The organism is Pseudomonas asplenii, assembly GCF_001293465.1.
In the GTDB taxonomy this organism is placed as follows: Bacteria; Pseudomonadota; Gammaproteobacteria; order Pseudomonadales; family Pseudomonadaceae; genus Aquipseudomonas; species Aquipseudomonas fuscovaginae_B.
Genome location: NZ_JSYZ01000028.1, coordinates 19,646 through 33,967, shown reverse-complemented (window position 1 = coordinate 33,967; position 14,322 = coordinate 19,646). Strand labels below are relative to the sequence as shown.

Here is a 14,322-nt window from a genome sequence, read left to right as displayed (position 1 = left end):
GTCAGTCGCGGGTCAGGCCAAGCAAGGTTTCGGCAATGACCGCCAGCGACTCCTGATCACTCAACAGCTCCCAGTGCAGCGTCCACAGCGTCTGTGGCGCCGGCGCCTGCTCCAGCAGGTCCTGCCAGTCGTGCAACGGCTCGGACCAGCATTCGGCACTCGCCGCGCTTTGCAGGACGCGCACCGGCGCCGCCAGCCGTGGCGTCGGGTAGCCCGCCAGCCCGGCATGCAGGTTGCGACAACGCTGCAGCAGCGCCTGGAATGCATCGGGTTCCAGCCCATGGGGGATTCTCCCGGCCTGCCGCGCCTGTAGATACAGATCGCCGGCGGGCACCGGCGGCAAGCCGAAGAAACGCGCCGGCTGCAGCACGCCATCCTGTTCGAAGCAGCGGGTGGAGAGCGGATCGAGCAGCATCAGCCCGGCCACCGGTTGGCCGCGGCGTTCCATCTCGCCGGCCAGCGCCGTGGCCAGTTTCGCCGCCACCGACCAGCCCAGCAGCAGGACCGGTCCGGGCAATGCCTTGAGGGTCTCGATAAAGCCGTGCAGTGCCGCAGGCAGCTCGCTGCCGCAGCGCCCCTGGGGATCGCGCAGGCCCACCAGGCTCAGTTGCCCATCCAGGCGGACGGCCAACTGCCGATAGCTCTCGCACTCGCCATCAGCGGTCGGCAGGCAGACCACATTGACTCCACCCACCGGGCGATTGAGCATCACCAGTGGCTGTTCGGCCTTGGGCTGCCCCAGCCAGGCGACGAAATCCTGCAGGCGCGGATGCTGGAACAGGTCGCGCAAATGCACCTCGCACGCCAACTGCTGGCGCAGCAAGGCCATCAGCCGCGTGGCCAGCAGGCTGTCGCCGCCCAGGGCGAAGAAATCGCTGCGTCGGCCGACCTTGTCGCGCTTGAGCAACTGCGCCCACAGCGCCGCGACCTGGGTTTCCAGCCCCGGATGGGCCGGCTCGTAGTCATCGCTGCCGACCTTGTCGCCCAGCTTCAGGGCCGGCAGGCGGCCGCGATCGACCTTGCCGTTGCCGCTCAACGGCAAGCGCTGCAGGGTGACCCAATGCGCCGGCAGCATGTACTCCGGCAGGTGCCCCGCCAGATGCCGCCGCAGGCGCTCGGCATCGAGACGGACCGCCGGCTCCAGGTTCTGTGCCAGCAGCACATGCTGGGCAATCACCGCCGCCTCGCTGCCGGGCTCGGGGAACACCTGCTGCCGGGCGAAACCGCTGCCACGCAGTTCGGCCTCCCATTGCGGCAACGACAGGAACGGCAGGTTGTTCTCCACCCGCCAGTCGTCATAGTCGCTCATGCCTTCGATGAAACCGATGCTGACCATCTGCAGGCGACAGTTCTGCGTCGCCTCGATCACCAGCAACTGGCCGCCGGGGCGCAGGATCTGGCGCAGCGAGGCCAGGGTGTTGGCCAGGTTGCGCGCGTCGTGCAGCACGTTGACCGCCACCACCAGGTCCTGGGACCCCAGGCGTACGCCTTGCGGCTCGGGCTCGTCGTTGATGTCGAAGTGGCCGTAGTCGATGAAGTCCCAGCGGGCGAAGCGCTGGCGGGCGCGCTCCAGGAAGAAATCCGAGAGGTCGGTGAAGCGATAGCGCACATCGTGCCCCTCAAGGGCGGCAAACAGCGATTCGCTGGTACCGCCGGTACCGGCACCGACCTCGAGGACGTTCAGGGTGCCCTGGCGGTTGGCGGCCAGGTGCCCCACCAGTTGCGCCGCCACCCGGTTGAGGAAGGCATTGACCGGGTTGAACCGGTAGATGCCTTCGGCGACCCGGGTCGAGCCCTCGGGGAAGTAGATTTCCAACGGGTCGAGGGTGCCGCGGAACAGCGCCAGGTGGCCGTCGATGCTGCGGCGGATATAGGCCAGCACCTGTTCGGCATGGTCACCGAGCATGCCGATATCGCTCAGGGCCTGCCAGGCCGCCTCGAAGGCCTCGGCACCCAAGCCGCGGCGGGCGGTATAGCTATCTCCGTCGCCCGCCTGCAGGAAACCGTCGTCGGCCAGGGTCTGCAGCCATTGCCCCACCAGCTTGGCATAACGCGGCAAGGCCTGCAGGCGCTGCATGACCTGCGCCTTGTCGTGGGTCATGCCCTCTTCGGTGAACAGGCCGGCCTCAGCCAGGGTCTTGGCCATGCCGAGCGCGGCCAGGCGTTCGATATCACGCCAGAAGGCATTGAAGCGTGGCAGGTCCAGATCGACCAGGGCCTGCTGCACCTCGTCCCGGCCGGCCTCGACAGTGGCCTGCCAGCGCTCCTCGACGTCCGCCGGCGGCTCCTGCCGGCAGCCGACCGGGTTGAGCGGGTCGTGCCGTTGCGCCGGGTCCAGGGTGACGTAAGCCACCAACTGACGGCTGCCGGCGCTGTCTTCCTGGACGTCCACCGCCGTACCCCGGATGCCGGGCTGGCGCGCCAGCACCGATTCGATCTCGCCCAGTTCGATCCGATGGCCCTTGATCTTGACCTGGAAGTCCTTGCGACCGAGGAATTCCAGGCGGGCGCCTGCGGTATAGCGCGCCAGGTCGCCGGTGCGATAGAAGCGTGCGCCGGTCTGCGGGTCGAGGCTGAACTGCGCGGCGGTACGCTCGGGATTGTTCCAGTAGCCCAGGGCCACACCGATACCGCCGATATACAGGTCGCCCTTGACCCCTTCCGGGCAATCGCGTCCCTGGCTGTCGAGCACCCGGTAATACTGGTTGGTCAGCGGGTAACCATAGGGAATCGAAGCCCAGCACGGGTCCACCTGCCCGACCTCGAACCAGTTCGACCAGATCGACGCCTCGGTGGCGCCCCCCAGGGCCACCAGGGTCAACTGCGGACCACAGGCCCTGGCCCGGGCCGGCAGGTCCAGCGGCACCCAGTCGCCGGACAACATCGCCAGGCGCAGGCTCTGCGGCAGACGGGCGCCCTGCCCCTGCAGTTCGGTCAGCAGCATGTCGAACAGCGCCGGCACCGAGTTCCACACGCTCACGTCGTGGCGTTGCAGGCTGGCCAGCCAGTGCCTCGGCTCGCGCAGGCTGTCGGCCGCCGGCAACACCAGCGCCGCGCCGGCCGCCAGGGCCCCGAAAATGTCGTAGACCGACAGGTCGAAACTCAGCGACGACAGGCCGAAGATCCGGTCGCGGGCATCCACCTGCCAACGGCGGTTGATGTCCAGCACGGTATTCAGTGCGCCGCGGTGGTCGATCATCACGCCCTTGGGCAAACCTGTCGAACCCGAGGTGTAGATGATGTAGGCCAGCTCTTCATTGCGGCCCATCCCCACTTCCGGCGACAGGCCTTGGGCGGCGCGGGTCGCAAGGTCCACGGCCAGGGTGGCGAACGGCCAGTCCCGTTCGGCACCGCCGCGCTCCACCAGCACCGCCCGAGCGGCGCAATCCTGGTGGATCAGACGCAGGCGTTCCAGCGGCCCATCGGCCGCCACCGGCACGTAGACCCCGCCGGCCAGTAGCACCGCGAGGGTCGCGGCGATCTGCACCGGGCCCTTCTCCAGGCAGACCATGACCCGGTCACCCGGCACCACGCCAGCCTCGACCAGGTGGCTGGCGATGTGCGCGGCCACTTCGAACAATTCGGCGTGACTCAGGCACACCGAGTCGCTGAGCAGCGCCGGCGCCTGCGGGGTTTCCTCGACCCAGCGCAGCCAGGGCTGATAGAGCACGCCTTCGGGCAACTCGCCGGCCGTGGCGTTGACCTGCTCGCGCTCCTGCTGCTGGCGCGGCGGCAATGGCAACGGCAGCGACTGCTGCCAGTCCTGGGTGCAGAGCCATTCGATGGCCTGGCGATAACAGCCGAACATCTCATCCAGCAGCCCGGCGGGAAACAGCTCGTCGACCGCGTCCCAGTTGAGCATCAGGCCGTCGGCCAGCGGATAGGTCTGGTGATCGAGCCAGACCTGCGGCGTCTGCGACACCGACCAGCCGAGATCGCCCAGTTCCTGGCGGAACAACGGTGCCGGCATCGGCTTGTCCAGGTTGCAGGCGAACACCACCGGGGCGCTGCGGCGGGTTTCGTGGGCCATTTCCCGCAGCACTTCTAGGCCCGACCAGGCATTGTGCTGCAGGTCGTCATGCAACTGGCGCTGCAGGCGCCGGGTCTGCTCGACGAAACTCAGCGGCTGGCTGACATCCACTTCCAGCAGGGTCAGGTTGGTGAAATCGGCGATCATGTGCGCGACGTCCGGCGCCTGTTCCTGGCGGTCGAACAACGGCAGGTTGAGCACGAAGTGCCCGTCGCTGCTCCAGCGCCCCAGGACCTGGGCAAAGGCACTGGCCAGCACGCTGGCTACGGTCAAGCCGGCGTCGCGGGCGCGCGTTTGCAAAGCGGCCAGGGAGGCCAGGTCGAGGGTGAAGGCCCGTCGCGAAAAACGGGTGCGGGTCAGTTGTTCCGGCTGACGGGCCAGGGGCAGCGCCGGGCCGCCGGGCAGATCGGCGATGCGCTGGCGCCAGTAGTCCTGGGAGGCCGCCAGGCTCGCTGCACGCTGTTGCGTCTGGGTCGCCAGGTAGTCGGCGAAACCGGTGCTCAGGGCTGGCAATTCGCCGCCGCGGCCGACATAGAACATCGCCAGGTCGTGCAGGAAAATTTCGAAGCTCAGCACGTCGGCGACCAGCAGGTCGAGGTTCAGGTGAATACGGCTGCGCCCTTCGCCCAGCAGGCTGAGCTGCACATCGCAAACCTCACCCTCCTCGACCCGCAGGCGCCGATGCGACAGACGCTCGCGCAAGGCCAGCAGGCCGGCTTCGGCCTGCGCCGGGGCGGCGTCCCGCCAGTCGTGGCGTTGCAACGCGGCCCACGGGCTGCGTGGCAAAATCTGCTGCTCACCGCTGGGCAGGAAACGCGCCCGCAGCATCGGGTGACGCTGCAGCAGCTGGAACATGGCCTGTTCCAGCCTTGGGGCATCGACCGCCTGGCCATCGAACTCGGCATACAGGTGACAGCCGACACCGCCGAGGTGCTGGTCATCCTGGCGACCGATCCAGTAGGCCTGTTGAATCGGTGTCAGGGCAAAGGCGGCGTCCGGTTCGCTCTTCGCCACCGGCGCCAGTTGCGCCCGTGGCTTGCCCGGCCGGGCTTGGGCGGCCCAGTCCTGCAAGGTGGGGGCTTCCAGCAGGCGGGCCAGGCTCGGCAGCTTGATGCCCCTGGCGGCCATGCGGGTCTGCAGGCGCATCAGCTTGATCGACTCCAGGCCGTATTCGATCAGTGAGCGGTGCGGGTCCAGTTCCCGCGGGTCTAGGTCGAGCAGACTGGCGACTTCCTGGCGCAGTGGCTCGAGTAGAGAGGTCGCGCCGCTGGCGTCGACCGGGTCAAGTTCTCGTTTGGCATATGTCACTTAGAAACCTCCTGTTATCAAGTCAGTCAAGTGCCGTTCAATCACGTTCAGTTGCCGTCGGGTTGCTCCCGTAGGGTTCGACTCAGCAGGCTCACGGCCAGCGGCAACGCCAGCAGGCCAAGCCCGTAGAAAACCGGCCAGCCCAGTCGGGTCAGGCCTTGCATGAGGGTCATCAGCACGATCAGGGCGATCAGCCGGCTGATGCCATAGAGCGCCGCATAGTCGGTGGCGGCCTGGCGGCTGTTGGCCCAGCCGAGGATCACCGCGCAGATCACCACGTACAGGCCGCTGACGCCGAGGTTGATGGTGATGGCGCCGAGCATCGCCAGCGCCTGCCGGCCCTGCCAGGCGCCCAGCAGGAGCAGCATCACCGCCAGCAGGCCGAGCACGCAGAACACCGCCAGGCTGGTGCGCAGCCCGAGCCGGCGCAGGGTCCAGGGCGCCAGCACGGCGGCGAACAGGCCACATAGCGGCGACAAAAGCCCGACCACCGAGCCGACGGTTTCCAGGGGGACACCCAGGTCGATGAGCATCACCCGATTGAGGCTGAACAGGCTGATCAGCACGCTGGAAACCACGGACAGCAACAGCAGGCGCCGGCGCATCATCGGCTGGGCCAGGGCCCGGAACAGGCTGGCGGAAGGCTCGGCCGCATGCCGCTGGCCGACCGCCGGGCGCCAACCGAGGATCGGCAAGGTGGTCAGCGCCAGCAAACCGGCCACGGCGAGAAAGATCGCCTGCCAGCCGAGACGCTCGAACAGCATCACGAACACCCCGCCGCCGGTCATGGCGCCGATGCTCAGCGCCCCGACCTTCATCGCGCCGGCCAGGGCCCGGCTATGGGCCGGGGTGGTTTCGGTGACCAGTGCATCGAGGGCCAGGTCCATGGTCGCGGCGGCAAAGGCCACCAGCAGCCCCAGGGCCAGCAGCGCCACCGCAGGCCACTGCTGGCCGAGGCCGATGCTCACCACGGCGATGATCGCCACGGCCTGCATGGCCAGGATCCAGCCAACCCGATGTTCGCACCAGGGCCAGCGCCAGCGGTCGACCCACGGTGCCCAGAGGAATGTCATGCCGAACGGCAGCAGCAACAGGAACAGCCAGCCCATGCGCCCCAGTTCCAGGCCCTGGGCTCGCAGCAACGGCGGCAGGCCGCCCTGGACCAGGCCGAACAGGATGCCGAAGGCCAGGTACAACAGGCCGATGCGCGGCAGCAGGCGCCAGTAGTTCCGGTGCCCCTCGGAACGGACGACGGCGAGCGTGGAGAGGTCTTCAGACATTCGCGGCGCCCTCAGAAGTTCGCCGTCAGGCCGACGCCGACGACCCGGCCGCTGCCGATCTTCACCGCCTGGACCGAGGCGCTGTAGTAGGCCCCCATGGCCTCGTAGCGCCGGTCGAACAGGTTGTTGCCGAACAGGTAGACGCCATAGTCCTTGTTCTGCCAGCCCAGGCGGGCGTTGGTCAGGTCGTAGGAGCCGAGATTGAAGGTATTGGCGACGTCCGCCGCGCGCTTGTCGAGGTAGTGGTAATCGACATGGCCGTAGAACTCGCCGCTGATCGGCACGCCCCACTGCTCGGCCGGCACCCGGTAGTCGAGCCCCAGGTTGGCGGAGTACTCCGGCACGTTGGGCACCTGGTTGCCGTCACGGGCACCGCGGGTCAGCGCGGTGACCGTGGCGTCGACATTCTTCAGCTCGGCATGGGTGTAGCCCACGCCGGCGTTCACGCTCAGGCGCTCGGTCAACTTGAGCCGGGATTCCAGCTCGGCGCCTACCGAGTCGTAGTCGACGGTCACCGGCTGGTAGTTGACGCCGTTGTAGACATAGAGATGGCCGTCCTTGACGTCGTTGTAGAACACCGCGCCATTGAGGGCGATCCGGTCATCCCACCACAGGCTCTTGAAGCCCAGCTCGTAGCTCCAACTCTTCGACGCATCGAAAGACTGCTCGTCGCGACCGAACGGGGTATTGGAAGAGTTCCACGGATAGTCGGCACCGACCACGCCGCGCCCCACGCTGACGTAGGTCATCAGGCTGTCGGACCAGTCGTAGCTGAGGCTGCCGCGCCCGGTGAGGAAATTGTCCGACATCGAGGCGTTCTGGTGGTACTGGCTGACAGTGCCCAGGTCACCGCCGCTGTAGCGATAGGTCGCGTCCTTGCTTTCGTGGGTGCCACGCAGGCCGAGGGTCGCCTTCAGGCGCTCGGCCAGGGGCACCGTCGCCTCGCCGAACAGCGAGTAGCTGTCGGTGCTGAAATCGTTCTTCTGCTGGCCGCTGAACACCGCAAAGCGCGGCTGGGTAAAGGCTTCGCCGTCGGTATGGGCGGTGAACTGCGAGTGCCAGAGGTTGATCCCGGTGACCCACTGCACGTAGCTGTCTTCCAGGGACGCGAGGCGAAACTCCTGCATGTAGGCGATATCACGCAAGGTACCGCGATAACGGTCGGTATCGCCGTCGAACGCCGCTGGCGGGCTGCCGGTCAGCGCCGAGTAGAGCACGCTGTCGATCATGTCCATGCGCTGGTCGAAGGTCGAATACTGGACGCTCGACAGCGAGGTCAGTTGCGCCCAGCCCAGGTCGTGGGTGACCCGTAGGTTGACCGCCGAACTCTCCCGGCTGAAATCGTTGCGCGGGTTCAGCCCGCTGTCCGGCGTTCGCCCGCTGCGCAGAATGAAGCGCGGCGCATCGTCGTCATTGCGGTTGTAGGAGAACGTCAGCAGCGCCTGGGTGTCGTCGTTGGGCAGGAACAGCAGCGAACCGCGCATCGCGCTGATCTGCGAGGCACCGTCCTTGCCGCCGGCGGCGCGGTTGGAGATGTCGCCGCCCTGCTCGCTGTAGCGCAAGGCCAGGCGCCCGGCGACGTTGTCGCCCAGGGCCTCGTTGCTGATCAGTTCGCCCAGGGCGTAGCCCCGGCTGCCCCCTTCCACCCGCACCGAGCCTTCATGTTCGAATGACGGCCGATTGGGTACCACATTGATCGCCCCGCCCTGGGTGTTGCGCCCGTACAGGGTGCCTTGCGGGCCCCGCAACACCTCGACCCGCTCGATGTCCAGCAGCGCCGGCGGTACCCCGTAGGCGGAAACCGGCACTTCGTCGACGTTGAACACGATGGAGGTGTCGTCGGCCGACAACGGAGAAAACGAGCCGACCCCACGGATATTGCCGGAGTTGCTGTACTGGCCACCGGATTCCATGTAGTTGAAGTTGGGCACCTGACGCGCCAGGTCGGCGTTGCTCGACGCCGGGGCAATGTTCTGCCGGGCCTGTTCCGGGGTGATCACGTTCATGCTGACCGGGACCTGCAGTTCGGTTTCCTCACGCTTGCGGGCGGTAACCGTAATGTTCTGCAACTCGAGGGTGGGCCCACCGCCCTCCTCGGCAATCGCCGAAGACACGCTCAGCCCCGGGCTCAACATGGCGCCATAGACCAGGCCCAGCGCTGCCCTACCCTTAAACGATTGCCACATTGACCCGTCCTCTCCCTGAACCGCTGAGCATGCTTTTTAAGAATGAGATGCAATAATATTTATTGACTGAACGAATAGTCAATACGCTGAACATGTAAATAATAACGCCCACGGATGACACGGATGCAACACCGTGCGCGAAACATCTGAAGGAAAATGAGGGGAGAATCAGTGGAGACGGGGGAGATGGTTCAGCGCTTCGCCTCGGCCAGGCTGGCGCACAGCCGGCTTACGCACACCGAACCGACCACCGCGAGAATGATCGGCACCAGGAAGTCATGGTCGATGCGGGTGAACTCGACCACCAGGACAATGGCGGTGAGCGGCATGCTCATGGAGGACGCGAGGAACGCCGCGGCGCCGACGATGGCAAAGGCACCCAGCGGAACGCCCGGCCAGGCCAGGCTCCACAGCCCGCCGAGAATGATCGCCAGCAACGCGCCGATGGCCAGCCCCGGCGTCAGCAGGCCGCCTTCGGCACCGGCACGCAGGCTGCTGCTGGTGATCAACACCTTGACCACCAGCAGCAACGCCGCCAGGCCGATCGTCAGCTCGCTGTCGAAGCCCAGTTGCGCGGGCCCCTTGCCGTTGCCGAGGATCTGCGGCAGGTAGACGGCAATACAACCGATCAGGGTAAAGTTGAGCAACGACAACAGCGGCAGTTGCCAACCCCGCGCCGCGTGGGTCCGTGCCTGCCCGGTGAGGCGCACGAAACCATGGGCGGCCAGCCCGAACAGCGGGCCGGCGAGCAACGCCCAGGCCAGCAGACCGGGACTCAACGGCAAGGCCGGCACCACGTACTGCACCTCGGCACCCAGGCCGATCCAGGCGACACAGGCGCCGATCGCCGAAGTCGCCAAAGCCATGATCGCCGCCGGCCAACTGAAGCTGCCGACCAGCACTTCCAGCACGAAGATGGCCCCGCCCAGCGGCACGTTGTACACCGCCGCCAATCCGGCGCCCGCGCCACAGGCGATCATCAGCCGCCGGGTTTCGGGCGACAGGCCGGCCTTGTGCGACAGCCAGGTGCCCACCAGGGCACCGACCTCGCGGGGCGCGACTTCGCGGCCCAGGGGGGAACCCAGGGCGACGGTGACGATCTGCAGCAAGGCATGGGCCAGGGTGGTTTTGCCCGGCATGTCGGCGGCACCCGGCGCCACGGCTTTCTTGACGCTCACCAATGGCCGGCCGAAACGATAGAGCAGCCACCAGCCCAGGCCGGCGACCAGGCCACAGAGGGCGAGCACCAGCACCCGGCGCTCGGGCGAGGCACTGCTGACGCCGACCAGGAAGCTTTCGTGACTGCTCAGGCTGTCCTGGCCGTAGCCATAGGCGAGGTGCTGGATGGCGTGCAACAACATCGCCAGCAGCATGCCACCCAGGCCGGCACCGATGCCGGTGAGGATCACCACGCAGCCGAGGATCAGTCGTTGCCGCATGCCTGAACGGGTCTGTGGGCGTACGCCCTGCTGCTGTAGTCCCTGTTGCGCCAAAGCCATTGCAATCCCCGCACCGTCCAATACACCCGCAGGTCAGTATGTAGCGTGGGGACGGGCCTGCAAATCCTCGGATGGGATCGAGTCAGGCAGGGTTCAGGAAAGCCTGGCAGGCGTTGCTGCAAACGGACAAACAGGGCTGACAGCACCCCGTTTCTCTCCATGGGGCCACGCCTGATGCATGCCCTAGCTCTGCGCACGTCGCAATGCATTGAAGGCCAGCTCATCCTGCAATTCCTTGAGCAGGCGCACGGCATCCTCCCGCTGGCGCAAACCACCCAGGGCAATCCCCGCGACCATCAGGTCGACACGCCCGCTCTCGCGGTCATAGACCCGCACGCTCAACGAGGCATCGCCCAGCACACAGTCACAGGCCAGCGGCGCAAAGCCCTGTTCGAGCAGCGCTCGTAGATCCATTAAAGAAAACACCGGCGATATCCTTGAGCAGGTTGGCTGCGAGCCGGGCAACAGGCCCGACCGCCATGCCTCCATGCTGGGACGCCAGGCCGGCGCAGGAAACCCGAATATGAACTAATGGCACTGGTGCATTTGCACTAGCAGTCCTGGGAACGGGTGCCGAACAGGCCACGCTCACGGGCCCAGACAATCGCCTCACTGCGGCTGTGCACGTCGAGCTTGGAGTACACCGTCGCCACGTGATTGCGCACGGTATTGGGCGCCAGCTTCAGCCGCGCGGCGATTTCCTTGTCGGCCAGGCCTTCGCAGATCAGCTCCAGCACATCGCGTTCACGCGGCGTCAGGTCGGCGAAGGACAGGCCCGGCAGCTTGCGGGCGTTGACGTTCTTCACCGTCGCCAGCTTCTCGATCAGTTTCTGGCTGAACCAGGACGTGTCCTGCATCGCCGCCTCGATCGCCGCCACCAGTTCCAGCTCGGAGCGCTTGCGTTCGGTGATGTTCATCAGCACCAGCAGGTAACAGTGTTCGTCCTGGATCTGCACACTGTCGGCGGACAACGCACAGTCGATCAGTTCGCCGTCCTTGCGCCGGATGCGCAGGTCCAGGCTCTCCAGGCGACCGGCCTTGGCCAGGGCGGCGAACACCTGTTCGCAGAGTTTGCCGTCCTCGAACAGGCCGACCTCGTCGAGCCGCATGCCCAGCAACTCCTGCGCCTGGTAGCCAGTGGTACCGAGCAGCGCCTCGTTGACGTCCAGCAGTTGGCGACTGGCAACGCCACAGAGCAGGGTCGGCGCCGGCGCCAAACGAAAGGCCTTGGCGAAACGCTCCTCACTCTGGCGCAAGGCGGTTTCGGCACGGCGGCGCGGTTCCAGGTCCATGAAGGTGAACAGCATGCAGTCCTGCTCGTTGATGTCCAGCGGCTGGCCGGCCACGATCACCAGCTTGCTGCCGCCTTCGGCCAGCTTCAGCTCGGCCTGCATCTGCGGAATGGTCGCCCCCTCCCCCAACCGCTGGATCGCCAGCTCGCGGCGCTCGGCGTCCTCCAGTACATCGAGCTCGTAGACCGAGCGACCGATCACCTGGTCGCGGCTGTAGCCGGTCATTTCGAGGAAGCCCTGGTTGGCCTTGATGTAGCGCAGGTCGCTGAGCCGGCAGATCACTGCCGGTGCCGGGTTGGCACCAAAGGCCTTCTCGAAGCGCTGCTCGGCACTGGCGAGCTCCGTGGCGTCGCTGATGATCAGCACCAGGGATTCCGGTTCACCGGCGCGGTCGGTGAGGATCATGCTGCGGATATGGTGCACCCGGGTACGCTCCGGGTCGGCCTGGGCGGTGACCTCGACCACCAGGTCGCTGAAGGTTTCGCCATTGGCGACCCGGGCGATCGGGTAGCTGTCGGCACTCAGGGGGTGGTGATTGCGGTAACGCAGGGTAAAGCGCTCACGATACTGCTCGGCATTCGCCCCCAGTTCGCCGACCTCGCTGACACCATGCATGGCCAGGGCAGCTTCGTTGGCCCAGAGAATGCCCTGGTCGACTTCGATCAGGATCACTCCGTCGGACAGGCCGGCGATGATCTGTTGCAGTTGGCGGCGGTTGGTTTCGGTGGCGAGGACATCTTGGCTCATTGTTTCTCCCGAGGTGTCTGATGGCGCAAGGGCCGGCGTTCAAGCCGACCGTTGCAACATCTGACCCCCGCGAGGTGCGCAAGTGCCTGAAAAATGGAGGCCATGCGCAGAACCCCACCACCTGTAGGAGCCGGGCTTGTCGGCAAGATCGGTGTCAGGGCTTGAGCGACGCGGCGATCCAGTTCGCCAGGTCGATGACCTCGGTGGCGCTGATGGTATGTACCACACCGGGGTATGAATGAAACTGCGGCTCGATGGACAGGCTCTTGAGGTACGTCAGCGCATCGGTCGCTCCGGCGTAGGGAACCTGCGGATCCGCCGTCCCATGCCCGATGAACACGCTCAGGTTGCGGTAGTTCGCCGGCGTCCTGGCCTGGGTGCGCACCACCGGCAACAGCCGTCCGCTCAGCGCCGCGATGCCGTGCAGCACCTCGGGATGCCGCAGCGCCACCTCGTAGGTCATCATCGCGCCCTGGCTGAAGCCGACCAGAAAGACCTTCTCCGGCCGGGTGTGATACTTCTCGGTGACCCGCTGGATGAAGTCGGTCAGCGCCTCGGCGCTCAGCTTCAGGTCATCGCTGTTGCCATCGTACTGCGCCGCATCGGTACGCTTGTGGAACCACTGGTAGCCACCCGAACTCAGTTCCAGCCGGCCGCGCACCGACAACACGGTGTAGTTGTCCGGCAGGCTCTCGCGGATGCCGAACAGGTCGTCCTCGTTGCTGCCATAGCCATGGAGGAAGATCACCAGCGGCTGGTCGTGGGTATCGGGCTCGGCCTGTTCCAGGTAGGTCAGTGGCATGTCGGCCAGCAGCTCGGGTTCGGCTGCCTGGGCCAGGGAACAGGTCAGCAGCAGTGCGAGGGCCAGGGGTTTGAACATGGTCGATCCTTTCGGGTAAGCGGGCGATAAGGTGTTCAGAGCAGGAAACGATCGGTGACATTGCGCCGCTCGTTGTCGTCGCGCATGTCGTAGCCGGCCGTGGTGGCGATATTGGCGTGGTGCGCCAGCTTCTGGGCAATCGACACATCGTACTCTTCGATCACCCGGGTGATAAAGGAACGCCGGAAGTCATGGGGCATGATCTCGACACCCACCTGCCGGCCGCGTTGCTTGGCGATGTAGTAGATCGCGTGCTTGGTCAGCCGTTCGCGGGTGATGTGGTGGCCGCGACGAATCCGGTTGAACAGGAAGCTGTCGTCGGCCACACCCGCGGGCAGTTGCTCGCGACGAAAACGCAACCAGGCGTCGAGCTTGTCGAAGGCCCAGGCCGGGGCGAACTTGATCAGTTCACGGTTGCCCTTGCCGATCACCCGCAGGCTGCGCTCGGCGGCATTGACCTGGTGCAGTTCGATATCCACCGATTCGGACTTGCGCATGCCGGTGCCGTAGAGGATCGCGATGATGGCGGCATCGCGCAGGCCCTGGGGCCGCGGGTCGGCGGCGCAGACGTCCATCAGGTCACGGATCAGCGTGCGGCGCAGGTTTCGCCCGGGGCTCAGACGCGAGCCGCCGGCGGCCTTGACCGCGCGGATTTTCATCAGTTGCTCGGGGGTGATCAGGTCCTGTTGCCAGGCCTGGTTCATCACGCCGCGGATGGCATTGACGTAGAGCGACGAGGTATTGGGCGCGAAGCCGTCTGCCCGCAGGGCGGCCACCAGCGCGGTGAGATGGGCCGGCTGCAGCTGGTGCCAGGCGATCTCGTCGATCGGCGTGTCCTCCAGACCCAGGCGATCGGCGGCATCCTGCAGCACGTAGCGCATGGTCTGGCGGCTGGAGGGCGCCAGGCGGGCCAGGTACAGCGTGACCGGCGCAAGCGTCCGGGCCAGAGCGGTGGGTGCGGTGATCGGCGGTGGAGAAGACAAGACCTGCACTCGAACGGGGGTGAGGTCGCCACTATACCGCGACTGGATGGTTATACAGTAGCGGATGCTGATTGGGGTGAAGTGATGGGTCGACCGGCCCTTTCGCGGGCTCCTGCT

Annotated in this window: 8 protein-coding genes; all 8 read right to left on the bottom strand. The window is 66.3% G+C overall.

The window, feature by feature from the left end; all coding sequences use genetic code 11:
* Window position 1 precedes the first annotated feature (1 nt).
* The 8 genes from PF66_RS29040 to PF66_RS29005 all read right to left on the bottom strand — a co-directional run bounded on the left by PF66_RS29040 (window position 2) and on the right by PF66_RS29005 (window position 14,169).
* The gene (locus tag PF66_RS29040) at window positions 2–5,338 is read right to left on the bottom strand and encodes a non-ribosomal peptide synthetase (RefSeq protein WP_054064570.1); all 5,337 of its coding nucleotides are present in this window, start codon (window positions 5,336–5,338) and stop codon (window positions 2–4) included.
* A 47-nt stretch (window positions 5,339–5,385) separates the two neighbouring features.
* A complete protein-coding gene (locus tag PF66_RS29035; RefSeq protein ID WP_054064569.1) occupies window positions 5,386–6,618 on the bottom strand; it encodes an MFS transporter in 1,233 nt (410 codons plus the stop codon).
* A gap of 11 nt (window positions 6,619–6,629) precedes the next feature.
* On the bottom strand, window positions 6,630–8,804 hold the full coding sequence (locus PF66_RS29030) for a TonB-dependent receptor (protein WP_054056724.1): 2,175 nt from the start codon (window positions 8,802–8,804) through the stop codon (window positions 6,630–6,632).
* Window positions 8,805–8,995: 191 nt separating this feature from the next.
* The gene (locus PF66_RS29025; RefSeq protein WP_416768961.1) at window positions 8,996–10,303 is read right to left on the bottom strand and encodes a chloride channel protein; all 1,308 of its coding nucleotides are present in this window, start codon (window positions 10,301–10,303) and stop codon (window positions 8,996–8,998) included.
* A 183-nt stretch (window positions 10,304–10,486) separates the two neighbouring features.
* Window positions 10,487–10,717: a DUF1652 domain-containing protein gene (locus PF66_RS29020; protein ID WP_054056722.1), complete on the bottom strand. Its 231-nt coding sequence runs from the start codon at window positions 10,715–10,717 to the stop codon at window positions 10,487–10,489.
* Between the two features lie 137 nt (window positions 10,718–10,854).
* Window positions 10,855–12,342, bottom strand: a complete 1,488-nt coding sequence (locus PF66_RS29015; RefSeq protein WP_054064567.1) for a helix-turn-helix transcriptional regulator — start codon at window positions 12,340–12,342, stop codon at window positions 10,855–10,857.
* A gap of 154 nt (window positions 12,343–12,496) precedes the next feature.
* A complete protein-coding gene (locus tag PF66_RS29010; RefSeq protein ID WP_054064566.1) occupies window positions 12,497–13,222 on the bottom strand; it encodes an alpha/beta hydrolase in 726 nt (241 codons plus the stop codon).
* Between the two features lie 35 nt (window positions 13,223–13,257).
* Window positions 13,258–14,169: a site-specific integrase gene (locus PF66_RS29005; protein WP_054056754.1), complete on the bottom strand. Its 912-nt coding sequence runs from the start codon at window positions 14,167–14,169 to the stop codon at window positions 13,258–13,260.
* Window positions 14,170–14,322: the final 153 nt, after the last annotated feature.

Bases quoted from the DNA above. Each gene is read 5' to 3' on its own strand.
- PF66_RS29030 (WP_054056724.1), bottom strand. From the start codon at position 8,804: ATGTGGCAATCGTTTAAGGGTAGGGCAGCGCTGGGCCTGGTCTATGGC.
- PF66_RS29015 (WP_054064567.1), bottom strand. From the start codon at position 12,342: ATGAGCCAAGATGTCCTCGCCACCGAAACCAACCGCCGCCAACTGCAA.
- PF66_RS29025 (WP_416768961.1), bottom strand. From the start codon at position 10,303: ATGGCTTTGGCGCAACAGGGACTACAGCAGCAGGGCGTACGCCCACAG.
- PF66_RS29020 (WP_054056722.1), bottom strand. From the start codon at position 10,717: ATGGATCTACGAGCGCTGCTCGAACAGGGCTTTGCGCCGCTGGCCTGT.
- PF66_RS29035 (WP_054064569.1), bottom strand. From the start codon at position 6,618: ATGTCTGAAGACCTCTCCACGCTCGCCGTCGTCCGTTCCGAGGGGCAC.
- PF66_RS29010 (WP_054064566.1), bottom strand. From the start codon at position 13,222: ATGTTCAAACCCCTGGCCCTCGCACTGCTGCTGACCTGTTCCCTGGCC.